A 23,586-nucleotide genomic window follows, 5' to 3' on the forward strand; every position below is an offset into this window, starting at 1 on the left:
CAGCGGAGCGTCGCCCGCTCCGCTGGCGCTAGCCTGGCAACGCGATGGGTTGCCAGGCTTTTGCTTGTCCGGGACGACACTGAGTGTGGAGCTGTGTCGTAGCCTTACGACTCGATCTTCACATATTCGAAATCGCCGGGCTTGTTGTCGATGCCGACCTTGGGCGGCGAGATCCAGGAGGCGAACTGGCCGATCTCGGTGACGGGCTGCATCAGGGAGGTGATGAAGTCGCCGTCGCTGGCCGACGGCAGCCACTCGTCCTTGCGCTTGGCCCAGGTGGCGTCGTCGATCAGGATGCCGTCGGGCGTCGCGTGCACGTCCTTGAACTCGCCGATGTGGCGGTGGAAGGCGACGTTGGGCAGCGTCAGCTTGAAGTCGTAGCCCGCAGTCGAGATCACCTTGTTCCAGCGCAGCATGCCCTTGACGCAATCCTGGCTGTAATCGTCGCGCAGGCGCATGTTGAGCGCGGTCAGCGCGGGTTCGTCGACCAGCTTGATCTCGCCGTTGATCAGCTTGAGCACCGGATAGGTGGAATTCTTGAGCTGATGATCGTCGTCGATCTGGGTCTCGTGATAGCGGCCCTTGATGCCGGCGTTGAAGGCGTTGGCCGCGTTGGTCGAGACTTCCGAGCCGAACAGATCGAGCGAGAGCGTGTAGTGCAGGTTCAGCTTCTTCTGGATGGTCGGAAGATCGATCACGCCGAGCGCGCGCACCTTCGCGATGTCGGTGGGATCGGTGATGCCGGCCGCCTTCATCGCATCGCAGGTGCGCTGCACCACGCGGGTGATGCCGGTCTCGCCCACGAACATGTGATGCGCTTCCTCCGTCAGCATGAAGCGGCAGGTGCGCGACAGGGGATCGAAGCCGGACTGCGCCAACGAGTGCAGCTGCATCTTGCCGTCGCGGTCGGTGAAATAGGTGAACATGAAGAAGGACAGCCAGTCCGGCGTCGCCTCGTTGAAGGCGCCCAGCATGCGCGGCGCATCGGCGTCGCCGGAGCGGCGGCGCAGGAGATCGTCGGCTTCCTCGCGGCCGTCGCGGCCGAAATATTTCTGCAGCAGATAGACCATCGCCCAGAGGTGACGGCCTTCCTCGACATTGACCTGGAACAGGTTGCGCATGTCGTAGAGCGAGGGCGCGGTCTTGCCGAGATGTCGCTGCTGCTCGACCGAGGCCGGCTCGGTGTCGCCCTGGATCACGATCAGGCGGCGCAGCATGGCGCGATGCTCACCCGGCACTTCCTGCCAGGCCGGCTCGCCATAATGCTCGCCGAACGGCACCACGCGATTCTCCTCCTGCGGCGCAAGCAGGATGCCCCAGCGATATTCGGGCATGCGGACGTAATCGAACTTGGCCCAGCCGCGCGGATCGACGGAGTAGGCGGTGCGCAAGTAAACCAGCGATTCCTGGAAGCCGTCCGGCCCCATGTCGCTCCACCAGTCCATGTAGCCGGGGTGCCAGCCCTCCAGCGCTTTCAGCACCTGGCGGTCTTCGGCGAGATTGACGTTGTTGGGAATCTTGGTCGAGTAGTCGACGTTCATGATGTTCATGTTCATGTGGACCTCCCGTGTTGGGATTGGATGAGTTGATCGCTACCTGCGAAGTCCGGGCTGGCGAGTGGCGAATGGCGAGTAGCGAATAGATTCCTCTCTATTCGCCATTCGCTACTCACCATTCGCCCTCTACACTCGCGTCATATCGAATTTCGGCTTCTGGCCGCTGCCGTAGCGGCGCAGCGCGCCTTCCTCGCCGACGGCATTCGGGCGCTGGAAGATCCAGTTCTGCCAGGCGGTGAGGCGCGCGAAGATCTTCGATTCCATCGTCTCGGGGCCGACGAAGCGCAGGCTCGCTTCCATGCCGGTGAGGCTGTCGGGCGAGAAGCTGGCGCGCTCCTCGAGGAACACGCGGACCTCGTCGTCCCAGTCGATGTCGTCGAGCGCGAAGGTGACGAGGCCGAGCTCTTCGGCCTGCTCGGCGTCGAGGCTGGTGCCGAGCGTTGCTTCCGCGCGCTCCAGATCGGACGGATCGGCCTGGAAGCGCGCCTGCAGCCGCGTTAGCCCATGGCTCATCGGATAGGGGCCGAAGTTCATGGCGGACAGCTCGATCGACGGCGGCGGACGATTGTCGCCCTGGCGCGTGCCGATCAGCATGTAAGAGCGGTCGGCGGCGAAGACGAGCTCGGCGAGCGTGCCGGCAAAGCAGGAGCCGGGCTCGACCAGCGTCACCAGCGTGCGCGAGGTGACGTCGATGCGCTTGAGCACGCGCTTCCAGTAATGCCTGATCTCGTTGACCAGCCAGTGTGCCTTGTTGGCTTCGAGGAAAGCATCGCAAGCCAGCACATGGGCGCGCTCGCCATGGCTCTTGAACACGAGCATCGCGATCTCGAGCTCGTTGATGCGCAAGTGCAGGATGGCATCGTCGAGCTCGCGCGCCACTTGCAGCGGCCAGAACGAGGCGCCTTGCGCCATCATGCCGTCGATGTCGGCGGGCGGCGCGGCCTCCGGCGCCTTGATCGAGATGGTGGCGATGCGGGCGGTGCGATCGATGTCGACGGTAACGAAGCCGTAGCGGATGCTGTTTTGGTCGATCAGACGCCTGAGCGGCGTCAGCGCGATCCCTTTCCCGTTGCCCTTGCGCGTCGAGGCTGCCGCAAACTCCTTGGCGCGCTCGGCGATCCTGGCCTCGAGCTTGGAGTTCGGCGCGATCTCGTCGACGAGGCGCCATTGCACGGCGCGCTTGCCCTTGACGCCTTCCTCGATGGTGCAGAAGACATCGGCGTGGTCGCGCCGCACCTTGCGCTTGTCGACGACGCGGGTGAGACCGCCGGTGCCCGGCAGCACCGCGAGCAGCGGCACTTCGGGCAGCGCCACAGCGGAGGAGCCGTCGTCGGCGAGGATGATGTGGTCGGTCGCGAGCGCCAGCTCATAGCCGCCGCCGGCGGCGGAGCCGTTCACGACCGTGATGAAGCGCTGGCCGGAATTCTCCGACGAATCTTCCATGCCGTTGCGGGTCTCGTTGGTGAACTTGCAGAAGTTCACCTTGTGGGCGTGGGTCGAGCCCGCGAGCATGCGGATGTTGGCGCCGGCGCAGAACACGCGGTTCTTGGCCGAGCGCAGCACTACGACCTTCACTTGCGGATGCTCGAAGCGCAGGCGCTGGATCGCGTCGGCGAGCTCGATGTCGACGCCGAGATCGTAGGAATTGAGCTTGAGCTGGTAGCCCTCGAACAGGCCGCCATTCTCGTCGACGTCCATGGTCAGCGTCGCGACGTCGCCATCGACCGCGAGCTTCCAATGCTTGTAGCGGGACGGTTCAGTCTGGAAATCGATGAATGTCGCGCCGCCTGCGAGGCGCCGATCTTCCCCGGCCATGAGCCACCCTTGAGCTTGGTTATGCGTTTTGGAGCGTTAGATGCACAATAGTGCATCTTGTGGGGTTAGTCCAGTCCGAATCTCGGGCTTTCATGCACTTTGCTTCATCTAGGCGCGCGGACGCCTCATGCGGCCTGAAGCCCTGGATCGTCCCGCAAGGCGGCCTTGGCGAACTGCGTGATGGCATCGAGGGCGGGCCCTGGGGCCTCGCGATGCGGGGAATGCGCTGCGCTAGCAATGATTTTCAGGTCGACCGGGCAGTAACATTCCTCCTGGGCGATCTCGGCCTGGCGCAGCGTCCCATATTGATCATCGACGCCCTGCACGATCAGGACGGGCACGCGGATATAGGCGAGGTATTCGGAGATATCCCAATCGCGGAATTTTGGATCGAGCCAGGCGCCGTTCCACCCCTTGAAGGCGTTGTCGACGTCCTTGTGCCAGCGCGCGAGCTTTGCCCTGAGGTCCGTGGTCTCGAACGTCGTCTTGATCGCGGCAATCGACTTGATCGAGATGTCCTCGACGATGAAGTGCGGCGCGATCAGCACGAGGCCGTTGAGGCGATGATCCTGATGCGCCCCGGCATAGATGGTCGCGATCGAGGCACCGTCGGAATGGCCGAGCAACAGGCCACGCTTGAAGCCGATCATGTCGAGCAGCTTCGGCAGCACGTCCAAGGCCTCGCGATGCATGTAGTCGAGCGGCCGCGGCAGCGCGACCGGGCTGGACTGGCCGTAGCCCGCGCGCGAATAGACGAAGATGCCCGCGCCGGTGGCCTGCTGCAGCTTCTCGGGGAAGTCGCCCCACAAGCCGACGCAGCCGAGGCCTTCATGCAGCATGACGATGGTGGGGGCGTCGGCGGAAAGTGGCGCGAGCCATTTGTATTCGAGGCTGGCGCCGCCGATGCTGAGGAAACCGGTGGGGGTGAGTTGCGTCATGGTCGAATTCCCGTTCCTAGCCGCAGAGTGAAGTGTCCACCCTCCCCTGGAGGGGGAGGGTCGATTCACAGCGAGCGCAGCGAGCTGTGAATCGGGGTGGGGTGACAGCCTCTCCGCAGATGCGGTGCCCGCGTGGAGAGATCACCCCACCCCGTCACGCACCTCGCTTCGCTCGATTGCGTGCCGACCCTCCCCCTCCAGGGGAGGGTAAGAAGGCGAGTCCGCTGCCTGCACCATCAATGCGCGCCTTCCCGCAGCTTGAACCGCTGGATCTTGCCCGTCGCGGTCTTCGGCAGCGAGTCCACCACGTCGATCCAGCGCGGATATTTCCAGGGGCCGATCTTCTGCTTGACGTGCTCCTTGAGCATCTCCTGCAAATCCGTCGTCTTGGCGCCCGGGCGCAGCACGACGAAGGCCTTGGGCTTCAGGAGTCCTTCCGGATCGGCCTCGGGCACGACGGCAGCTTCCAGCACCGCCGGATGCGTGATCAGCGCGCTCTCCACTTCGAACGGCGAGACCCAGATGCCGGAGACCTTGAACATATCGTCGGCGCGGCCGCAGAAGGTGTAGCGGCCCTCCGCGTCGCGGACATATTTGTCGCCGGTGCGGGTCCAGGGCCCCTCGAAGGTGCGGCGGCTCTTGTGACGCTGGTTCCAGTAGCCTTCGCCGGCGGAGGGCGCATCGACCAGGAGTTCGCCGACCTCGCCGTCGGCAACGTCCTGCCCGGCCTCGTTGACGAGCCGCACCGCATAGCCAGGCACCGGCTTGCCGGACGTGCCGTATTTGATGTCGCCGGGCGCGTTCGAGAGAAAAATGTGCAACAGCTCGGTCGAGCCGACGCCATCGAGAATGTCGACACCGAAGCGTGCCTTCCAGCTGTGGCCGACGGATTCCGGCAGCGCTTCGCCGGCGGAGGTGCAGATCCGCAAAGCCTTGCCGCCACGCTCGCCCTTCATCGTCTCGTCGTTGAGCATCGCCGCGAACAAGGTCGGCACGCCGTAGAAGATCGAGGGATTGTAGCGGTTCATCAGCTCGAACATGCGCGCCGGCGTCGGCCGCTCGCTGTTGAGGATCACGCTGGCGCCGACCGACATCGGAAAGGTCAACGCATTGCCGAGGCCATAGGCGAAGAACAATTTCGCCGCGGAGAGACACACGTCGCTCTCGCGGATGCCGAGCACCTGCTTGGCGTAGGTGTCGGCGGTCGCCTGCAGATTCGAATGCAAATGGCGCACGCCCTTCGGCATGCCTGTCGACCCCGACGAATAGAGCCAGAACGCCGGCTCGTCCGGATGCGTCGCGGCGGTGGTGAACTGATCGCTCTCGCCGGCGAGCTCTTCGGCAAGCTGCTTGTGGCCGTTCTGCTTGGCGCCGGAGACCACGACATGCTCGAGATCCGGCATGCGGCCGACGACGTCCTTGATGACAGGATAGAGCGCTTCGGACACGAACAGCACGCGTGCGCGGCAGTCGGCGAGGATGTAGGCGTATTGGTCCGCGGTCAGCAGCGTGTTGAGCGGCACCGGCACGATGCCGGCGCGGATCGCGCCCAGGAACACGATCGGGAAATCGACCGTGTCCAGCATGATCATCGCCACGCGCTCCTCGCGGCGGACGCCGAGCCGGCGCAGCATGTTGGCGGCGCGGCGGGTCTGTTGCAGGAGCTCGCCATAGGTGAGCCGCGAGACGGTGTCATCGAAGGCGAGCTTGCTGCCCCTGCCCTCTTCGACGTTACGGTCGAGCAGCCAGGTCACCGCGTTGTAGGATCCCTCGCTCACGGACATCTCCCCCGAATTTAGAATTATAATTCATAGAAAGACACCACGGCGGCTTGCTGTCAATGGCAGCAGGCACTATGTTTCATTAAAACGCGCCGCAGGACCCCTGTAAAGAAGGCTCATGACCGAAAGTCCCGACGCCGAATCCCGCTTCCTCGAACAGCTCGGCCAGCGTGTGCGCACCATGCGCGCGTTGCGCGGCATGTCGCGCAAAGTGCTCGCCAAAGTGTCAGGGATTTCGGAGCGCTACATCGCGCAGCTCGAAAGCGGCAAGGGCAATGTCTCGATCGTGCTGCTGCGCCGCGCCTCCGATGCGATGGGCGCCCATCTCGAAGATTTGCTGCCGAGCACCGATCCGACGCGGGACTGGCAGATGTTCCGCGACCTCCTGCGCAAGGCGACGCCCAGCCAGATCGCGCAAGCAAAGGATCTGCTCACTGGGGGCAGCGCCTCGGCGCCGCGGCGCGCGCCATTTTGCGGCATCGCGCTGATCGGCCTGCGCGGCGCCGGCAAGTCCACCCTCGGCAAAATCCTGGCGAAGAAGATCGGCTGGAGTTTTGTCGAGCTCAACAAGGAGGTCGAGCAGCAGAACGGGCTCTCGGTCGCCGAGATCATCGCGCTGTACGGCCAGGAAGGCTTTCGCCGCATGGAGCAGGCGGCGCTGCAACAGCTGCTCGCGCGCAACGAGCTGATGGTGCTGGCGACCGGCGGCGGCATCGTCTCGGAGCCTTTGACCTTCGACCAGGTCCTGAGCTCGTTCTACACGATCTGGCTGAAGGCCGAACCCGAGGAGCACATGGCGCGCGTGCGCCGCCAGGGCGATCTGCGCCCGATGGCGGATGATCGCTCGGCGATGACCGAGCTGCGCAACATTTTGCTGAGCCGCGAGCCGCTGTATTCGCGCGCGACCGCGGTGGTGGATACCGCGGGGCTATCCGTCGATGCCGCCGCCGCGCGGCTGATCGATGCGGTACGGCCGGTGCTGCAGAACGAAGCGCGCAGCTTCGGGCTGCGCAGCGTGGCGCTGTAGAGATGACCTCCACCGACGTTGCCAGCTCCATGTTCGAGCGGATCGGCGGCCGCGCCACGATCGACGCCCTCGTCGACCGCTTCTACGACCGCATGGACTCGCTGCCGGAGGCGAAGATCGTCCGCGCCATGCATGCTGCCGATCTCGGCCTGATCCGGGACGTGCTGAAGCGCTATCTCACCGAATGGACCGGCGGCCCGCGGCTCTATACCCCCGAGAAAGGCCATCCACGGCTGCGCCAGCGCCATTTCGGCTTCGCCATTGGGGACGCCGAGCGCGACGCGTGGATGCTCTGCATGCGCGGCGCGCTGGAGGAGACGGTGGCGGACGCGGCCGCGCGACAGGATCTCGACAAGGCGCTATCAGGTCTTGCCGACTGGATGCGCAACCGGCCGTGACAGGGCGGTTGCGCTTCGGCGCAATTCGACGGCGTGCCCCGCACCGGCCCATTTGAGTTCCGCGGCGATCGCCTGCTAAGCTCCAGACATGACCGACAGGCTCCCTGACACCGTTCGCATGGAGCGCGAAGCGACGGAGCGTTAGCGCGTGATGGACGCACCTCCTGATATCATCCGTCGGTCGGCCTCGCCGCGCCTTGCGCGTCTGATCTCCAGCATTTCGTTCTACCGCGAGCGCGGCATCGGCTTGGCCGCCTTCCGGCACGCCGCGCCGCTTACACTGCCTCTGCTGGTGAATTTGGGAACGCCCTTCCGCATTGCGCTCGGACACCAACCGGACACTGCCGATGCGCGGCCGAGTTTCGCGGCGGGTCTCTTTCCTGGGCCGGTCGTGATCGAATCCGATGGGCGCGCCGAATGCGTTCAGGTCGATTTCACGCCGCTCGGGGCGTATCGCTTCTTCGGAGGAGCCGTGCCCGATCTGACCGCGCGGATCGTCGGCCTCGACGACATTCTGGGATCACTCGGTAGGGACCTCCGCGCCAGGGTCGCTGAGGCGGTCGGCTGGCAGCGACGATTCGAGATCGTGGAAGACTTCGTGCTTCGCCGCGCCGTACACGAGCCCTCCCCTGAAGTCGCTTTCGCGCTGGACACGCTTTGGCAAGGCGCGGGCGCGGTTAGAATCGCCGACATTGCCTCCGAGATCGGCTGGAGCCGCAAGCATCTCACGCGCCGCTTCCACCACGAGATCGGCGTTCCGCCAAAGGTGCTGGCCCAGATGCTGCGCTTTCATCGAGCTTGCACCCTGGCCCGAACGAACCGCACAGGCGGCTGGGCTGTAATTGCCGCGGAGGCCGGCTATGCCGACCAGGCACATCTTGCTCGCGATTTCCGGATGTTCAGCGGAGAGACGCCGACCGGATGGGCCGCGCGGCTCGATGCCGTCGATCTACGCCTGACGCGGGACGGCGGAGGCTAGCGCCGAAACAGCGCGAGCCTCGGGTCAAGTCCCATTTGTTCAAGCCGGCCGCCGTGATCCGAATTACGGTCGGCCTCGCAACAGACAAGGACTTGCACCGGACGTCTCGCAACGAGCTTGGAGAGTGCCATGAACCCGCCGAACGTTTATGAAGCGCCGCGCCTCTACCACACCATGCGCTGCAAGGATGCGGAGGCGATGATCGCCTGGCTGACGGACGTTCTCGGCTTTGCCGAACGGGTGGTGTATCGAAAGGAGGGCACGGTCGTTCACGCCGAACTGACGTTCGGATCGTCGATCCTCATGCTGGGCGCGCATCGCGACGACGCCTACGCCAAACTGATTGGTGCCATCGACGCCCGGCGGACGGACGCCGTCTATCTGGCTGTCGATGATCCCGACGCGCTCTATCAAAAGGTGAAAGCCGCCGGTGCGCGGATCGAGATGGAGCCCCACACGACCGATTATGGCAGCCGCGATTTCGCCGCACGCGATCCGGAGGGCGGGCTCTGGAGCTTTGGCACCTATTGGCCCAAGGTCGGCGAGCAGCCGCTCGCCGGATAGCGGGCGCTCGCGTCGGACAACGATCGGCCGCCGCTAGAGCCAGCCGCGTATGCGAGCTGGCCGGCCGTTTCCCCGCTAGATCGACCAGTAGTGCGGATGCGGGTACGGCCGCGAGCGGTCGCCCCAGTCGAACGCGTCGCCATCGAACTCGCACGGGCCGCTGCTGAGCTCGTCCAGCGTCAGCTCGGTCTGGAAGGCCTGGCGGCTTGGATCGTATTTCAGCGCGCTCCACTGCAGCGGATAGTGGTGGTGGGTGCCGAGCAGCCCGCCGGTCTTGATCACGGCATAGGCGACCGTTCCGCTCATCTTGTCGAGCATCAGCCGCTCGATCGTGCCGAGCTTCGTGCCGTCGCGTCCGTAGACGGCGACGTGCTCCACGCGATCACTGGGAACCATGGTGTGGCGCATGGTCTCCTCCCTGTTCTCTTGTATTAGCGGCAATTATAGCACCGGTTTCGAGGCGGCGGGAGCAGCTATAGAAGCTGCGACCGCACCGACTCCGCCCCCTGCCGCAGCAGCGGCAGGAAACGATCGATCAGCTCCTGCGCCGGCACGCGGTCGACATGGGCGCCCATGTTGATCGCGGCGACGATGATGCCGTCGTAGCGGCGGACGGGGACCGAGATCGAGCGGAAATGCGGCTCGGCCTCGCGGTCAACCAGGGCGTAGCCCTGGGCGCGGTCGGCAGCGATGCGCGCGAGCAGCGCCTTCGGGTCGGTCACCGTCTGCGGCGTCAGCGCCTCCCGCTTCATCGTCTTCAGGCGCGCAGCGAGCTCGGCGTCGTCGAGCTGGCCGAGCATGGCGCGGCCGACCGAGGTGCAGAAGGAAGGCAGGCGGTAGCCGATCTCGAGCCCGCCGGAGAACAGGCGCGTCGGGCTGCTGCGGGCGATGAAAACGACCTCGTCGCGGTCGAGCACGGCGAGCGAGGAGATTTCATTCGCCGCCGTCGCGACGCGATCGAGCACCGGCTGTAGCACCGTGACGAGCTGGTTGGATCGCAAATAGGACGCAGCCAATGACAGCACATGCGGCGTCAGCGCGAACAGCTTGCCGTCGCCGCTGACGAAACCGCCACGCTGCAGCGTGAACAGCATCCGCCGCGCCGTCGCGCGCGGCAGATCGGCCGCGCGGGCAAGATCGCTCAACGTCATCGGGCCGGCATTGGTGCCGAAGCACTGCAGCAGGCGCAGACCGCGGTCGAGAGCCTCGACGAAATCCGTCGCCCGCTCGTCAGTCTCGCTCCGTTTCAGCTTGGGCATGGCGCCGGGACAATCCTGCAAAATAGTGCTTGCTGCCGCTCCAAGGCATGTCATAATTCGCCCATTCGTTCAATAGGCGAACAAACGCCACTCCACAAAGGATGCACTCGCCATGATGAGCCAGGAGCAGAACGACCTGATCACCCGCACCGGGCCGAAAGACCCCTGCGGCAAGCTGATGCGGAGCTACTGGCAGCCGGCAGCGCTGGTGGACGAGCTGGAGGGGGCTCGCCCCATCCGTCCGGTCAAACTGCTCGGCGAGAACCTGGTGCTGTTCCGCGACGAGACGGGACGTTATGGCCTGATCGACCGCCACTGCGCCCATCGCGGCGCCGACCTCGCCTTCGGGCGGCTCGAGCATGGCGGCCTGCGCTGTGCCTTCCATGGCTGGCTATTCGACGCCACCGGCCAGTGCATCGAGACGCCGGCCGAGCCGAAGGATTCAAAACTCTGCCAGAACATCCGCCAGCGCTCCTACCCCGTGGTGGAGAAGAGCGGCATCCTTTGGGCCTATCTCGGCGAAGGCACCCCGCCCGCGTTCCCGGAGATCGACTGCTTCGTCGCGCCGGGCAGCCATACATTCGCGTTCAAGGGGCACATGGCCTGCAACTGGCTGCAGGCGCTGGAGGTCGGCATCGATCCCGCCCACGCCTCCTATCTGCATCGCTTCTTCGAGGACGAGGACACGTCCACCGCCTACGGCAAGCAATTCCGCGGCGCCTCCGCCGGCAGCGATCTGCCGATGACGAAGATCCTGCGCGAATATGACCGCCCGATCATCAATGTCGAGCACACCGAATATGGCCTCAGGCTGATCGCGCTGCGCGAGATCGACGAGGAGCGCACCCATGTGCGCGTCACCAACCAGCTCTTCCCACATGGATTCGTCATCCCCATGAGCACGGAGATGACGATCACCCAATGGCACGTGCCCGTCGATGACGAGAACTGCTACTGGTACGCGATCTTCACCAGCTACACGGCGCCCGTGGACAAGCAGAAGATGAGGGACCAGCGACTCGAGCTCTACGAGCTGCCGGACTACAAATCGCGCAAGAACCGCAGCAACGATTACGGCTTCGATCCGCACGAGCAGCAGACCGCGACCTATACCGGCATGGGCAACGACATCAACGTCCACGACCAGTGGGCGGTGGAATCGATGGGCGCGATCCAGGACCGAACCAAGGAACATCTCGGACAATCCGACAAGGCAATCGTGCAATATCGCCGCCTGCTGCGGCAGGAGATCGAGAAGGTCCAAGGCGGCGAGAAACCGATGCTGTTTCTGGACGCAGCCAACGCGCGCAGCATCCAGGGACCCGCGACCATGGACGGCATCGGCCCGACCCGGGGCTGGGAGACCTACTGGATGGAAGTCGACGTCAAGCGCCGCCGCGGGGCACCGTGGACCGCGCCGGTGCCGAAGGAGATCGCGGACAACGTGCACCGGTTGACGGCAGCGGAGTAATTTAAGGCACCGTCATTCCGGGGCGATGCGATAGCATCGAGCCCGGAATCTCGAGGTTCCGGGTCTGGTCCTTCGGACCATCCCGGAACGACAGCTATCGGGGAGTAGTCGAGTGACTTTCGTCGCGCATCATGCGCTGTGGTCGGATGAGCAGAGGGACGCAGCCCAGCGCATGCGCCGCATCGCCGAGGAGAAGAACCTCGAGGTCATCCGCCTCGCCTTCCCCGACCAGCACGGCATCTTGCGCGGCAAGACCATCGTCGCGTCCGAGGCGATCGCCTCGCTGGAGAGCGGCTGCTCGATCACCACCACCATGCTGGCCAAGGATACCTCGCACCGCACGGTATTCCCGGTGTTCACCGCAGGCGGCGGCTTCGGCATGAAGGAGATGGAGGGCGCGGCCGACGTGCTGATGGTGCCTGATACCACCACGTTTCGCGTGCTGCCGTGGGCGCCCACCACCGGCTGGGTGCTGTGCGACCTCTATTTCAATGACGGCCGCCGGGTGCCGTTCGCGACGCGCGGGCTCTACAAGCGCGTCCTCGACGAGCTCGGCGCGCGCGGCTACGATTTCGTGGCGGGGTTAGAGGTCGAATTCCACATCTTCAGGCTCGACGATCCGCACATGCGCGCGGAAGACGCAGGCCAGCCCGGCACGCCGCCCTCGGTCAGCCTGCTCAGCCACGGCTATCAATATCTCACCGAGCAGCGCTTCGATCAGATGGAGCCGGTGCTGGAGATCCTGCGCCGCGACATCGTCGCGCTGGGGCTGCCCTTGCGCTCGGTCGAGGTCGAGTTCGGACCGAGCCAGTGCGAATTCACGTTCCAGCCGAAGACGGGCCTCGAGCCCGCCGACAACATGGTGCTGTTCCGCAGCGCCGTGAAGCAGATCGCCCGCCGCCACGGCTATCACGCCACCTTCATGTGCCGACCGAAGCTGCCGAACGTGTTCGCCAGCGGCTGGCACCTGCATCAGTCGGTGGTCTCGCGCGCGAGCGGCGACAATTTGTTCATGGCCAAAGACGGCAGCGAACCGCTCAGCGCGTTCGGCAAATCCTACCTCGCCGGCCTGCTCGATCACGCCCGCGCCTCGACATTGTTCACCACGCCGACCATCAACGGCTACAAGCGCTACCGCTCCTATTCGCTGGCGCCCGACCGTGCGATCTGGGGTCGCGACAATCGCGGTGTGATGATCCGCGTGCTCGGCGGCGCGGGTGATGCCGCCACGCGCCTGGAGAACCGCATCGGCGAGCCCGCCGCCAACCCCTATCTCTACATGGCCTCGCAGATTCTCTCCGGCCTCGACGGCGTCGACCGCAAGCTCGATCCCGGCCCCTCGGCCGACACGCCCTACGAGACCAAGGCGCCGCCATTACCGAAAAGCTTGCGCGATGCGGTCTCGGCGCTGAAGGACGATCCGTTCTTCCGCGAGAAGCTGGGTGCGGAGTTCGTCGACTATTACACCCACATCAAGAACGCCGAGATCGACCGCTTCCTGTCTGAAGTGACCGACTGGGAGCATCGCGAATATTTCGAGATGTTTTGAGCAAGTCCGGCGCGACCCGGCACCGGCGCCTCACCTCAGCCGAATCGTGTCCACCCGACGGCACTCGACGCAATAATAGACGTGCTCCGCAGGCAGCGTGACTATTCCAGGTAGTGTCGCCAGGAACTTCATTGGCCGCCCGCATTTTGAGCAGATGAGGATCGGCGGATCGTCTTCGCGATCGGAACTCATACAATAACCGGGTCTGAAGGCCGCCCGCACGATACTGCCGCGCCGCGCACGCTTCATCTCGGGACAACTACCGGCCTCTATCGGAATCCGGTCCGGCCTTGATCGGCGCGCTGCTTCACGCCCGCGTGAGGCGACTTCTTCCGGAATGTTCCGACGACATCGCGCCACCCCCGGACGAAGCCATTTTCCTCATCCGGCGAAAAACGCCGGAAAGGCAGGCGGCGTATAACGGCTTCCGATGATCAACAATGGAGTTCGGTCATGTGGGGTCAACTTTTCAGCCTGATCTATCGCCTGTCCTGCCGGACCACCCTGATCGAGATCGGCGTGCACCGCCTCGCGCGCTAAGCCTATGGGGATTGGGTAAGATCGATTGACCAGATGACGGGGATTGCCATGCGCAAGCTGATCCTGATCGCCGCGATGTCTCTGCTAGCAAGTCAGGCCTGCGCTGGCGGTTCGCGGAGCCTCAGCCTGGCGGCGAGCAATGCGAGCCAGCAGACTGAACAGCCGGCCACGACGACGCCAGTTCCGGCGCAGACGACTCAAGGCCCGCTACCGGCGAATGTGCAGACGGCGACGACCGCGCCAGCTGCATCGACCGCAGCGGCCCCGGCAATTCCGGCCGCGACAACGTCCGCCCGGCCTGCCTCCTCAACGACAACGACGACCGAAAGCGCCAAGCCGAAGCGCCGGCAGCCGTCCACCGAGGCGCGCGTCATCCGCGAGCTGCATCGGCATGGGATCTATTGGTGAAAGATCGCGTCGATCTCTTCCGTCATTGCGGTGCTGCTGGAGCGGGGCTCAAATTCCCAGATATTTGTGCTGCAGGTCCGGCGCGGCCATCAGCTCGTCGGAGGTGCCGCTCCACACCGTCTTGCCGCGCTCGATGATGTAATGGCGATCGCAGATGCGGGCGAGATGGTCGACGTTCTTGTCGACGACCAGGATCGACTGTCCGCGGCTCTTGAGCAGCGACAGGCAATTCCAGATCTCCTCGCGGATCAGCGGCGCGAGGCCTTCGGTCGCCTCGTCCAGGATCAGGAGTTTTGGATTCGTCATCAAGGCGCGGCCGATCGCGAGCATCTGCTGCTCGCCGCCGGAGAGCTGGTTGCCCATGTTGGACGCACGCTCGGCAAGGCGCGGGAACAGCACGTAGATTGCGGCGAGCGTCCAGGGATTATCGCTGTTGAAGCGATCGGCCGCAGCCGCGACCAGGTTTTCGCGCACGGTGAGGTTCGGGAAGATCTGGCGTCCCTCAGGAACGAGACCGACGCCGAGCTTGGCAATCCTGTAGGACGGAAGCTGCCGCACCTCCGCGCCCGCGAAGCGAATGGTGCCGGCGCGCGCCGGCGTCAGGCCCATGATGGAGCGAATGGTGGTGGTCTTACCCATGCCGTTGCGGCCCATCAGCGAGACCATCTCGCCGGCCTTGATCGACAGCGACAGGCCGAACAGCACCTGGGACAGGCCGTAACAGGTCTCGATGCCGTCGACCTCGAGCAGCGTGTCAGCCATGATGCGTCACCACATGCTGATCGCCCAGATAGGCGCGCTTGACGTCCTCGTTGGCCCGGATCGCGGCCGGATCGCCGGAGGCGATGACGCGGCCATAGACCAGCACCGTGATGCGGTCGGCGAGCGCGAACACCGCCGGCATGTCGTGCTCGACCAGCACGATCGAAACCTCTTTGCGCAGCTCCTGGAGCAGTTTCACCATGCGTTGGGATTCGGTCACGCCGAGGCCGGCCATCGGCTCATCCAGCAGCAGCAATTTCGGCTTGCTGGCGAGCGCGACTGCGAGCTCGAGCTCGCGGCGCTCGCCATGGCTGAGCCGGTTCACCACGACATCGGCGCGATGGCCAAGGCCGACGCGGTCGAGCGCGGCGTGTGCGGCATCGCGCAAGGATCGCTCCTTGCGCGCATTGGCGAAGAAGCGGAACGAGGTGCCGGCATGCGCCTGCGCCGCCAGCGCGACATTGTCGGCGGCGGTGAAGTCGAGCAGCAGCGAGGTGATCTGGAACGAACGCGCCAAGCCCAGCGCACAGCGGCGATAGGCCGGCAAGTAGGTGATGTCGCGCCCCGCCAGCAAGACGCTGCCGGAATGCGGCGCAAGGTGCCCGGTGAGCTGACTGATCAGCGTGGTCTTGCCGGCGCCGTTCGGGCCGATGATGGCGTGCAGCTCGCCGGATGCGACGTCGAGCGAGACGTTGTCGGTCGCGATGATGCCGCCGAAGCGGCGCACCAGCTTTTCGACGCGGAGCAAGGGTTCAGCCACGGCCAGCCCTCCCGAGCACGCCCATGATGCCGCCGCGGCCGAACAGGACGATGAGCAGCAGCAGCGGGCCCATGATCAGCGCCCAATATTCGGTGATCTGCGACAGGAACTCCTCCAACAGCAGGAACACCACGGCCCCCATGATCGGGCCGAACAGCGTGCCCATGCCGCCGAGGATCACCATCACCATGAGGTCGCCGGAGCGCGTCCAGTACATCACAGCCGGGCTGACGAAATCGGTGTTGTTGGCGAGCAGCGCGCCGGCAAGGCCGCACATCGTGCCTGATATGACGAAGCAGACCAGCTGGTAGCGCTTGGCAGGGAAGCCGATCGCCTGCATGCGCTGCTCGTTGGAGCGCAGGCCCTGCACTACGAGGCCGAAGCGCGAATTGACGATGCGCCAGATCAGGAAGATGACGCCGAACAGGCAGGCGAGGCAGAGATAGTAGAACTGCACGCGATTGCCGAGATTGACGAGGCCGGAGAAGTCGCTGCGATTGTAAATGGTGAGGCCGTCATCGCCGCCGTAACGCGCCAGACCCGAGGCGACGTAATAGGCCATCTGGGCGAAGGCCAGCGTGATCATGATGAAGTAGACGCCGCGCGTGCGCAGCGAGAGCGCGCCGATGACGAGCGCATAGATCGCCGACGCCGCAAGCGCGACCGGAAACTGGATGAAGCCGGAACCTATGCCTTCCTGCGCCAGCATGCCGACGGCGTAGCCGCCGATGCCGAGATAGGCGGCATGGCCGAAGCTCATCATGCCGCCGAAGCCCATGATCAGGTTGAGGCTCGCAGCCGCCAGCGCCAGGATGATGATGCGGGTGAACAGCGTCAGGATGAAGATGTTGCCGGACAGCTGCGAATAGAGCGGCAGCAGCACGAGGCCCGCCAGCATCAGGGCCGTGACGGCCTTGCTCACGCTCAGACCCTTCATCGACGGTTGGCCGGGAACAGCCCCTCCGGCCGCACCACCAGCACGATCGCCATCAAGAGATAGATCAGCATGGAGGACAGCGCGGGTGCGGCGGTGGATGCCGCGGCGCCGCTCAGCACCTGGCGGAGCAGGTTCGGCAGGAAGGCGCGGCCGAGCGTGTCGATCATGCCGACGAAGATCGCGGCGAGGAACGCGCCGCGGATCGAGCCGATGCCGCCGATCACGATGATGACGAAGGCGAGGATCAGGATGTTCTCGCCCATGCCGATCTGCACGGTCAGGATCGGCGCCTGCATCAGGCCCGCAAGGCCCGCGAGCGCGGCGCCGAGGCCGAACACCAGCGTGTAGAGCAGCTTGATGTTGATGCCGAGGGCGCCGATCATCTCGCGGTTGGAGGCGCCGGCGCGGATCAGCATGCCGATGCGGGTGCGCATCACGCCGAGATAGAGCAGGAGCGCGACCAGCAGCGCCACCGCGATGATGGCGAGGCGATAGGCGGGATAATGAATGCCGGGCAGGATCGGCACCGGCACGGTGAGCCAGGCCGGCAGCGGCAGCGCCAGGCCCGCCGGGCCCCAGATCAGCCGCACGGCTTCATTGAAGAACAGGATCAGGCCGAAGGTCGCGAGCACATGGTCGAGATGGTCGCGGCCATAGAGATGCCGCAGCGCCGTCACCTCCAGCACGATGCCGAGCACGAGCGTCGCCCCGAGCGCCATCAGCGCGCCAGCTAAGAAGCTGCCGGTCCAGGCCGCGAAGGTCGCGGCGAAATAGGCACCCATCATATAGAGCGAACCGTGCGCGAGGTTGACGAGATCCATGATCCCGAACACCAGCGTCAGGCCCGCCGCGAGGAGGAACAGCAGCAGGCCGAACTGCAGCCCATTCAAGAATTGTTCGACGACGAGCAGCATCAAGACTCTTTCAGGCGCGCGCAGCGTCGCGCCGATGTTCGAACATAGTCGCCATCAGTGAAAGAGCTCCCCCTGCCTCTTCAAGGCCGAAAAATGGGTAATGGCAGTATCGTTCCGAGGCAAGAGCGATTCGACACCAGACATGCACTTTGTTGCATCTCGGCGCATCCGGCCGAGACGCGCCTCGCGATGCAAAAAGGCTGCCGCGCGGCATGAGGCAACCTGCCGCACCCAACGACGTCGCCCTCTCACCGGCTGGCAGTGAGAGGGGTGCGATATCGCCTGGAATCGGGCAGGGCTGCGGCTAGTGCGACGTCATCTGCCGGGGGAGCTCGTCCGGTTCGGCGAGAACAGAGTGTGCCGTCGATGCCTCCAGGGCCGCCATCCGAAACAGATAGGCAAGCGTCGTCAGCCCCGAATCGTCCGCCATCTGCGCCAGCTCGAGTGCCATGTCGGACATGTAGCCGAGATCCTCGTCTTTCATTTGCGCCATGATCTGGCTGTCCCGCATCACGTTCGACATTTCAGGCGCTCTTTCGTTGCGCGGCAGCATGACCGCAGAGGTTGGCACGGGCGACGGCATCGAGACGAGGGCCGTCCTGCTGCACGACCGAAGCCGTGCCGATCCGACGATGCAAGGCATCGAGCGTCTCCCGACGAATGTCGATGGTCGCCGCCATGGTCCATGCGTTCTCGACCAGAGCCGGCAGGCCGAGCGGCGTCACGACGAAGCCGGCTTCATGGAAGCGCGGCAACCACCAGGTCTCCATGATCGCGCTGACCCGCGCGATTCCCTGATCGAGGCAGAACTCCTGCACCGCGGCCATCAGTTGCAGATTGAGCGCGCCGTCGCGGCGATCGCGCACGACGAAGTAGCGCGACCATTCCCACACCAAGGGATCGGCGGGCCAGCCGCGAACCGCCGCCAAATGCGGAAACACCTCGCTCATCATCGAGGGCTTGGTGGTCGGATAGAGCCGATGACCGCCGACGACGCGGCGGCCTTCCAGCGCCAGCAGATAGACGGTGTCCTCGTCGTCGTAGGAATCGATCTCGCGGCCATCCGGCCTGCGCAGCGTCTCCCAGCGCCGCTCCTCGACGAAGATGTCGTGACGCAGCCGGAAATGCTGCTCGATCACGTCTTCATAAAGGTGGCGATTTACCGCGGAAATTGCGTGAATCATGAAAGCCCCCATTGATCCTCAATGGAGGCAGAGTCTGCGAAAAGACGCAGCTTCGGTATTGGGAAATTTCCCAGTAAGGCGGCTTAGGGAGCGATGATCTTGTTCCGGATCGCAAGCGCTACCGCATGCGTACGGTTGACGGCGCCGAGCTTGCGCGCGGCAGTTGCAAGATGCTCTTCGGCGGTGCGCTGGGTGATGTGCAGGATCTCGCCGATTTCCCAGGCCGACTTCCCCTGCGAAGCCCAGGCGATCACCTCGCGCTCACGCGGAGTGAGACGCGTCGACGGATGCGGCATCGGCTCGAGCATGCGGCGAATGTGGTCGAATCCATACATCGCCATCAGGTGCAGCGCCGGCTTGCTGCGGGCATTGAGGTCGAGATGGACACCGCCTAGCGAGACCGCGGCCTCGTAGCCGGTGAGCCCGTGGATCGGCACGATGAAGCCGCGCGACATGCGGAACTCGCTGGCGCGGTTCATCACCTCGGCCGCATTCGGCTCGAGTTCCGCATCATAGGGCGCTTCCGACCACTCGAACGGATTGACCGACTGACGGCACAAGCGCACGACGGGATCGAACCGATCGTAATTGTTCTCGGTGTAGAGGCTGAACCATCCCGCAGGCCAGCGCTTGGCGAGCACCATCTGCGCAAACTGCTGATCGGGATTGGGCAAGCCCGTCACGATGATGGTTTCGAAGCCGAAGCGACCGAAGGCCGCTTCGAGCGCATTCATGGCCTCTGGTACCTTGCGGTAGGTCTGCAGGCCTTCAATGAAGTCGAGCGCCTCCCGGCCATAGTCTACGGCGGACATCGTACGTTTCCTGACCTCGCCGCTTCCGTATAGCACGTATTCGCAGACTGCCTCAATTCGCTGTGGCCGTAGTTTCCCGGTGCTCTCCGCTCTGAAGATTTAACTACTTGTGGCAGAATTGACGCCACGATACACCTGAGAGCGTCCGAAGCGGGAAACCAACGATGGAAGACGAGGACATCGCCCTCAACAGCGTGCTCGGCCTGGAATTGAACCGCGTGTTTTTTGCCGTCCGCGAAACGGCGAACAAGCAGAAGATCATCGAGTTTGCGCGCGAGGTGCTGCAGAGCGAGCGCGCGGAGCTGGCCGAGAGCGTGTCGCCGGAAGGGCCGGCGAGCTAGAACGCGGTTGCAACAGACGACGCCGAAGCAACAGATCGCGCGACGCGCCCTTCAATTTGAACGCGCGGATTTCCGTCGAAACACTCTGAAAGAGAATTTTGGCCCCCTCTCCTCCTGTTCAGAGGGTTGATGAAGCGGCCGCGCTCGCGTGCCCCGGACGCAGCGCAGCGTCTCTTCGACGATGCGCTGCAGAGCCGGGGCCCATCCACCCACAATCTCCTCCTGGCTTTCTGGGTCCCGGCTCTGCGCCGCAACGCCAAAAGCGTTGCAGCGCGTCCGGGACACGGGACTTGCCTCCGTCCACATCGAGCCACTTGGCGCTGGATGACATTGCGGCTCTCGTGAGATGATCGCTGCTACGGTCGTTTTCCGGATGCCCATGCCATGATGACGCTGCGCCAGGTTGAAGTGATCCGTGCCGTGATGGTGACGGGCACCATCGGCGGTGCGGCGAAGCTGCTCAACGTCTCGGCGCCGGGGATCAGCCGCCTCGTCAAATACACCGAGCGGTCGCTCGGCATCCGCTTCTTCCAGCGCCAGAACGGGCGCTACTTCCCGACGCCGGAAGCCGAAAACATCTTCGAGCAGATCAACGGCGTCTACAAGAAGGTCGACGACCTCTCCGAGATCATCTCCAAGATCGGCCGCGGCGGCCTCTCGGAATTGCGCATCGGCTCGGTGCCGAGCATCTCCCAGGTGATGGTGCCGCGTGCGATCGAACGCGTCCGCCGCCGCTATCCCGATCTCGGCATCGACATCAACATCCTCAAGCTCGAGGAAGCCATCGACTACCTCATGCTCGGCCGCGGCGAGTGCGTGGCGATGAGCTATCGGCTCGAGCATTCCGGGCTCGACTTCATGCCGCTCGCCTCGGGCGAGCTCTATTGCATCGTGCCGCCCGGCCACGAGCTCTCCGGCCGCAACCAGGTCTCGGCCGCCGAGATCACGCGCTATCCGCTGATCGGCATCGACCCCAACGATCCCTACGGCCGCATCATGGCCGGGATCTTCGCGCGCCATCGGCTCGACTACAACATCACGATCCGCGCGCGCTTCGGCACCACGGTCTGCGCACTGGTGAAGGCGGGGCTCGGCATCGCCATCATCGACCAGTTCACCGTCGCCCATGGCGGCTATCCCGGCATCGAGCTTTTGAAGATCGCCGAGCCGACGCGGTTCGACACCTACATCGCGGTCAAGCGCGGCACGCCGCTGTCGCTGCATGCCGAGTATTTCATCGAGGCCCTGCGCACCGAGATGCGCGCGGTCGAGCCGTCCCGCGGCAGTGCCAAGACCGTCCCGGCACGCGGGCGGAAGAAATAACATGATGTTAGGTTAGCCGGATAAAAGGGTAATTGTGTTAGGCGGGGGAAAGGCTATCGTCGCAGCTGGAATTGCACGGATGTCCCCGTTAATGGCCGGGGCCGGACTCTCCCAACGAGACGATCGCGAACCATGTCGAAACGCGGATACGCCGCCAGCAAGAAGCTCCTCACCGGCCTGATCGGCGCCCCGATCGCGCATTCCGCGTCGCCCGCCATGCACGAGCGCGCCGCCGAGGCGCTCGGCCTCGCCGGCCATTACCAGCTCATCGAGGTCGCCGGCGCCGATGCGGCCGGGCTGCGCATGATGCTCGAGGGCGTCCGGCGGCTCGGCTTTGCCGGCGTCAATGTCACGTACCCCTACAAGGAAGCGGTGGTGCCGCTGCTCGACGCACTGGCGCCGGGCGCAGCCAGCATGGCCGCGGTCAACACCATCGTCGTCAGGGATGGCCGGCTGATCGGCCATAACACCGACACCACGGGTTTCGCGCGGGCGGTGGCGCCGTTGCTGGGGCCCTCCGGCAACGCCGTGGCCGTGATCGGCGCCGGCGGCGTCGGCAAGGCCATCGCGTTTGCGCTGGCGAGCCGAGAGGTGGCCGACATCCGCATTTTCGACAGCGAGCCGGCGCGCGCCGAGAAACTGGCCGCCTTGCTCGCCCCGCGCGGCGCCCGCGTCGCCGCCAGCGTCGAGAACGCACTCGACGGCGCGACCGGTCTCGTCAACGGCACGCCGGTCGGCATGCTGCCGAACCGTGACACGCCGGTGCCCGTGGCACTGCTCAGGGCGGACCTGTGGGTCGCCGACGCCGTCTATTCGCCGCTGATCACGCCGCTGCTGGCCGCAGCGCGAGAGAAAGGCGCCCGGATCATGACCGGCCGCGAGCTCGCGATCTACCAGGCCGCCGACGCCTTCGAACTGTTCACAGGCCTTGCCCCATCGACCGAGATCATGGGAGAGGCTTTCGACGCCGTGATGGCTGCGCGCGGCGCCGCCTATCAGGCAGCTTGAGGCGAAGCGGCCGGATACAAGGCCGCTTGCAAGATTTGAAGCGGGAGGAGAGGACGATGAAATCAACGCTAGTGGTGGGCGCATTGCTCACCGTCATGACCGCAACGGGCGCCTTTGGCCAGGCGATCAAGCTCGCCAACGTCGCGGAGCTCTCGGGCGGCGGCGCCACCGTCGGCACGAACTGGAAGAACGGCATCGACCTTGCGATCGAGGAGATCAACGCCAAAGGCGGCGTGCTCGGCCGCAAGCTCGAGGTCAGCCACGCCGACTCGCAATCCAACCCCGGGGTGGCGCGCGCTCAGGTGCAGAAGGCGCTCGATGCCGAGCCCTACGTGCTGCTCGGACCCGGCTATTCCGGCTCCGTGAAGGTGACCGCGCCGCTCGCGGCAGAAGCCGGCATCGCGCAGATCATGGGCGGCGAAGCGGCCGAGCTGACGCAAGCCGGAAACAAGTTCCTGTTCCGCACCTCGTTCGGCCAGCAATCCTCGATGCCGAAGGTCGCAAAGTACATCCATGATGAGATGAAGGCGAAGACCGTCGCGGTGGTCTGGGTCAACAACGACTTCGGCCGCGGCGGGCGCGACGTCATCGTCAAGGAGCTCGACCGGCTCGGCTCCAAGGTCGTCGCCGATCTTTCCACTGAGGCGGGCCAGGCCGACTTCGCTGCCGACGTCGGCAAGATCAAGGCCGCCAACCCCGATGCCGTGTTCGTCTACCTGAATGAGGAAGAAAGCGCGCGCATCCTGAAAGAGCTGAAGCGCCAGGGCGTCACCGCGCCGCTGATGGGCGAGACCACGCTGATTGGCCAGAAGGTGATCGAGCTCGCCGGCGATGCCGCCAACGGCGCGCGCGGCCATGTCGGCCTCACCACCGACGCGCCGGTCGATCTGGTCAAGGCGTTCCGCGAGAAGTTCTCCAAGAAGTACAATTACGTGCCTGACCATAACGGCCTGAAGGGCTACCTCGCCGTCTACATGGTGAAGGCCACCACCGAAAAGATGGGCAAGGTCGACCCGAAGAAGTTCGCCGACACGCTGCACGGCCTCACCATCAAGGCCGCGGACGAGCCGGGCATCCTGATGGACGTCACCTTCAGCGACACCGGCGACATCGACCGCCAGAGCTTCCTGGTCGAGGTGGTCGAAGGCAAGCAGGTGGTGAAGCAGGTGCTGCCGAAGGTGAAGTGAGGCGTGGCCCTTCTCCCTCTCCCCGCTCTACGCGGGGAGAGATCTTTCGTCTCCCTCACCCCGCCCTTCGCGG

Annotated in this window: 24 protein-coding genes; 11 read left to right on the forward strand and 13 right to left on the reverse strand. The window is 64.8% G+C overall.

The window, feature by feature from the left end; translation table 11 throughout:
• Positions 1-104 precede the first annotated feature (104 nt).
• The 4 genes from boxB to HZZ13_RS15895 form a co-directional block, all read right to left on the reverse strand.
• Positions 105-1,556 carry a benzoyl-CoA 2,3-epoxidase subunit BoxB gene (boxB, locus tag HZZ13_RS15880; protein WP_197960493.1) on the reverse strand — a complete coding sequence of 484 codons (1,452 nt, stop codon included), beginning with the start codon at positions 1,554-1,556 and terminating at the stop codon, positions 105-107.
• A 126-nt stretch (positions 1,557-1,682) separates the two neighbouring features.
• Entirely contained in the window at positions 1,683-3,371 is a 1,689-nt protein-coding gene (gene boxC / locus HZZ13_RS15885; RefSeq protein ID WP_197960494.1) for a 2,3-epoxybenzoyl-CoA dihydrolase, read from the reverse strand.
• Positions 3,372-3,496: 125 nt separating this feature from the next.
• Positions 3,497-4,309 carry an alpha/beta fold hydrolase gene (locus HZZ13_RS15890; protein ID WP_197960495.1) on the reverse strand — a complete coding sequence of 271 codons (813 nt, stop codon included), beginning with the start codon at positions 4,307-4,309 and terminating at the stop codon, positions 3,497-3,499.
• Between the two features lie 236 nt (positions 4,310-4,545).
• Entirely contained in the window at positions 4,546-6,087 is a 1,542-nt protein-coding gene (locus HZZ13_RS15895) for a benzoate-CoA ligase family protein (RefSeq protein ID WP_197960496.1), read from the reverse strand.
• A gap of 121 nt (positions 6,088-6,208) precedes the next feature.
• On the opposite strand from HZZ13_RS15895, the gene HZZ13_RS15900 reads away from it, so the two are divergent.
• From HZZ13_RS15900 to HZZ13_RS15915, 4 genes are all read left to right on the forward strand, one after another.
• Positions 6,209-7,117 carry a helix-turn-helix transcriptional regulator gene (locus HZZ13_RS15900; RefSeq protein WP_197960497.1) on the forward strand — a complete coding sequence of 303 codons (909 nt, stop codon included), beginning with the start codon at positions 6,209-6,211 and terminating at the stop codon, positions 7,115-7,117.
• 2 nt (positions 7,118-7,119) lie between these two features.
• Positions 7,120-7,515, forward strand: coding sequence for a group II truncated hemoglobin (locus tag HZZ13_RS15905; RefSeq protein ID WP_197960498.1), 396 nt, complete (start codon positions 7,120-7,122; stop codon positions 7,513-7,515).
• 247 nt (positions 7,516-7,762) lie between these two features.
• Complete coding sequence (locus HZZ13_RS15910; protein ID WP_246504445.1) at positions 7,763-8,494, forward strand: helix-turn-helix domain-containing protein; 732 nt, start codon at positions 7,763-7,765, stop codon at positions 8,492-8,494.
• Between the two features lie 129 nt (positions 8,495-8,623).
• Entirely contained in the window at positions 8,624-9,058 is a 435-nt protein-coding gene (locus tag HZZ13_RS15915) for a VOC family protein (protein ID WP_197960499.1), read from the forward strand.
• A gap of 75 nt (positions 9,059-9,133) precedes the next feature.
• On the opposite strand, the gene HZZ13_RS15920 is transcribed toward HZZ13_RS15915, so the two are convergent.
• On the reverse strand, positions 9,134-9,466 hold the full coding sequence (locus tag HZZ13_RS15920) for a PRC-barrel domain-containing protein (protein WP_197960500.1): 333 nt from the start codon (positions 9,464-9,466) through the stop codon (positions 9,134-9,136).
• Between the two features lie 65 nt (positions 9,467-9,531).
• Complete coding sequence (locus tag HZZ13_RS15925) at positions 9,532-10,317, reverse strand: IclR family transcriptional regulator domain-containing protein (RefSeq protein ID WP_197960501.1); 786 nt, start codon at positions 10,315-10,317, stop codon at positions 9,532-9,534.
• 112 nt (positions 10,318-10,429) lie between these two features.
• On the opposite strand from HZZ13_RS15925, the gene HZZ13_RS15930 reads away from it, so the two are divergent.
• The 3 genes from HZZ13_RS15930 to HZZ13_RS15940 all read left to right on the forward strand — a co-directional run bounded on the left by HZZ13_RS15930 (position 10,430) and on the right by HZZ13_RS15940 (position 14,285).
• Positions 10,430-11,788, forward strand: a complete 1,359-nt coding sequence (locus HZZ13_RS15930) for an aromatic ring-hydroxylating dioxygenase subunit alpha (RefSeq protein WP_197960502.1) — start codon at positions 10,430-10,432, stop codon at positions 11,786-11,788.
• Between the two features lie 112 nt (positions 11,789-11,900).
• Positions 11,901-13,337 carry a glutamine synthetase family protein gene (locus tag HZZ13_RS15935; RefSeq protein WP_197960503.1) on the forward strand — a complete coding sequence of 479 codons (1,437 nt, stop codon included), beginning with the start codon at positions 11,901-11,903 and terminating at the stop codon, positions 13,335-13,337.
• A gap of 588 nt (positions 13,338-13,925) precedes the next feature.
• Positions 13,926-14,285, forward strand: coding sequence for a hypothetical protein (locus HZZ13_RS15940; protein WP_197960504.1), 360 nt, complete (start codon positions 13,926-13,928; stop codon positions 14,283-14,285).
• Positions 14,286-14,333: 48 nt separating this feature from the next.
• On the opposite strand, the gene HZZ13_RS15945 is transcribed toward HZZ13_RS15940, so the two are convergent.
• The 7 genes from HZZ13_RS15945 to HZZ13_RS15975 form a co-directional block, all read right to left on the reverse strand.
• Positions 14,334-15,047: an ABC transporter ATP-binding protein gene (locus tag HZZ13_RS15945; RefSeq protein ID WP_197960505.1), complete on the reverse strand. Its 714-nt coding sequence runs from the start codon at positions 15,045-15,047 to the stop codon at positions 14,334-14,336.
• Positions 15,040-15,807, reverse strand: a complete 768-nt coding sequence (locus HZZ13_RS15950; RefSeq protein ID WP_197960506.1) for an ABC transporter ATP-binding protein — start codon at positions 15,805-15,807, stop codon at positions 15,040-15,042. The genes HZZ13_RS15945 and HZZ13_RS15950 overlap by 8 nt, the downstream gene beginning before the upstream one ends.
• The gene (locus tag HZZ13_RS15955) at positions 15,800-16,744 is read right to left on the reverse strand and encodes a branched-chain amino acid ABC transporter permease (RefSeq protein ID WP_197960507.1); all 945 of its coding nucleotides are present in this window, start codon (positions 16,742-16,744) and stop codon (positions 15,800-15,802) included. The genes HZZ13_RS15950 and HZZ13_RS15955 overlap by 8 nt, the downstream gene beginning before the upstream one ends.
• Positions 16,741-17,658: a branched-chain amino acid ABC transporter permease gene (locus HZZ13_RS15960; RefSeq protein ID WP_197960508.1), complete on the reverse strand. Its 918-nt coding sequence runs from the start codon at positions 17,656-17,658 to the stop codon at positions 16,741-16,743. The genes HZZ13_RS15955 and HZZ13_RS15960 overlap by 4 nt, the downstream gene beginning before the upstream one ends.
• Positions 17,659-17,962: 304 nt before the next feature.
• Positions 17,963-18,181, reverse strand: a complete 219-nt coding sequence (locus tag HZZ13_RS15965) for a hypothetical protein (protein WP_197960509.1) — start codon at positions 18,179-18,181, stop codon at positions 17,963-17,965.
• Position 18,182: 1 nt separating this feature from the next.
• Positions 18,183-18,842, reverse strand: a complete 660-nt coding sequence (locus HZZ13_RS15970; RefSeq protein WP_197960510.1) for an acyl-homoserine-lactone synthase — start codon at positions 18,840-18,842, stop codon at positions 18,183-18,185.
• An 83-nt stretch (positions 18,843-18,925) separates the two neighbouring features.
• Entirely contained in the window at positions 18,926-19,654 is a 729-nt protein-coding gene (locus HZZ13_RS15975) for a helix-turn-helix transcriptional regulator (RefSeq protein WP_197960511.1), read from the reverse strand.
• A 164-nt stretch (positions 19,655-19,818) separates the two neighbouring features.
• Between HZZ13_RS15975 and HZZ13_RS15980 the strand changes: the two genes are divergently transcribed.
• The 4 genes from HZZ13_RS15980 (at position 19,819) to HZZ13_RS15995 (ending at position 23,513) form a co-directional block, all read left to right on the forward strand.
• Complete coding sequence (locus HZZ13_RS15980) at positions 19,819-19,995, forward strand: hypothetical protein (RefSeq protein ID WP_036001797.1); 177 nt, start codon at positions 19,819-19,821, stop codon at positions 19,993-19,995.
• A gap of 384 nt (positions 19,996-20,379) precedes the next feature.
• The gene (locus tag HZZ13_RS15985) at positions 20,380-21,318 is read left to right on the forward strand and encodes a LysR family transcriptional regulator (protein ID WP_197960512.1); all 939 of its coding nucleotides are present in this window, start codon (positions 20,380-20,382) and stop codon (positions 21,316-21,318) included.
• A gap of 132 nt (positions 21,319-21,450) precedes the next feature.
• The gene (locus HZZ13_RS15990) at positions 21,451-22,326 is read left to right on the forward strand and encodes a shikimate dehydrogenase (RefSeq protein WP_197960513.1); all 876 of its coding nucleotides are present in this window, start codon (positions 21,451-21,453) and stop codon (positions 22,324-22,326) included.
• 56 nt (positions 22,327-22,382) lie between these two features.
• Positions 22,383-23,513 carry an ABC transporter substrate-binding protein gene (locus HZZ13_RS15995; RefSeq protein ID WP_197960514.1) on the forward strand — a complete coding sequence of 377 codons (1,131 nt, stop codon included), beginning with the start codon at positions 22,383-22,385 and terminating at the stop codon, positions 23,511-23,513.
• Positions 23,514-23,586: the final 73 nt, after the last annotated feature.

This window comes from Bradyrhizobium agreste, assembly GCF_016031625.1.
GTDB classification, from domain to species: Bacteria; Pseudomonadota; Alphaproteobacteria; order Rhizobiales; family Xanthobacteraceae; genus Bradyrhizobium; species Bradyrhizobium agreste.